Raw genomic sequence first — 922 nt, 5'->3', positions numbered from 1 at the left:
ATGGTTCGTCGTTGGCGGTGTTGGCGCATCCGGAGGCCGATATCGGTCTGGTGGGGTACGAGATGGCGTTGCTGGTGGATCGTGCCGGTACCGTTCTGACGCCCGACCTCCGCGCCGAACTGCAGGGGAGCCTGCTCAACTAGCAGATGACTTGTGCGGATTGGGGCCCCACATCATAAGGTGCGGGACAGTCGGGCGATGAGTTCGGCATCCGCTCGAAGAGCGAAGGCAGTCGGAGGAGGATCTGTGGCAACGCCCCCAGGCGGACCATACGGTAACGAGTACCCGGCACAGCCGCACGGCGGCGCGCGGCCGGGGCGCTTCAACTTCCCTTCGGCGCCAAGCGGTTCCCGCCCGCGCCCCACTCCGGAGCGGCGCACGCCGCCGCTCCGCGAGCCCGGCCATGGCGCGGACGCCGGGCCCGCCTCGACACCGGGCGCGGCCCGGCCGCCGGGAGACGGCGGCGGACGCGGCGGCGGCCAGGACGACTGGCAGCCGCCCGCCACCCGGCGTCCCGGCCACCAGCGGCGGCAGCTTGACGGCGAGCCCCAGCAGCCGTTGGTGCGTCCCTATGCGATGACCGGTGGCCGGACGAGGCCGCGGTACCAGTTGGCCATCGAGGCGCTGGTGAGCACCACGGCGGATCCGGTGCAGCTCCAGGGGCAGCTGCCGGAGCACCAGCGGATCTGCCAGCTCTGCTACGAGGTCAAGTCCGTCGCCGAGGTGTCCGCGCTGCTCTCACTCCCGCTGGGGGTGGCCCGGATCCTGGTGGCCGATCTCGCCGAGGCGGGCCTGGTCGCCATTCACCAGCCGGGTCATGACGGGGATCCCGGCGGTCAGCCTGATGTGACACTGCTCGAAAGGGTGCTCAGTGGACTTCGCAAGCTCTAACGACGCCGGTCTGACCGCGCCGCCGCCGTCC

Annotated in this window: 1 protein-coding gene and 1 pseudogene; both read left to right on the top strand. The window is 71.3% G+C overall.

Annotated elements, in window-relative coordinates; genetic code table 11:
- Window positions 1–143, top strand: a pseudogene (locus tag E1265_RS36555) (roadblock/LC7 domain-containing protein); the annotation flags it as partial.
- A gap of 103 nt (window positions 144–246) precedes the next feature.
- Window positions 247–891, top strand: coding sequence for a DUF742 domain-containing protein (locus E1265_RS36550; protein WP_132935225.1), 645 nt, complete (start codon window positions 247–249; stop codon window positions 889–891).
- The last annotated feature ends 31 nt before the right edge of the window (window positions 892–922 follow it).

It is taken from the genome of Streptomyces sp. 8K308 (assembly GCF_004348315.1).
GTDB lineage: Bacteria > Actinomycetota > Actinomycetes > Streptomycetales > Streptomycetaceae > Streptomyces.
The sequence above is the reverse complement of the archived record's forward strand: the minus strand, read 5'-3'. Positions and strand labels throughout refer to the sequence as shown.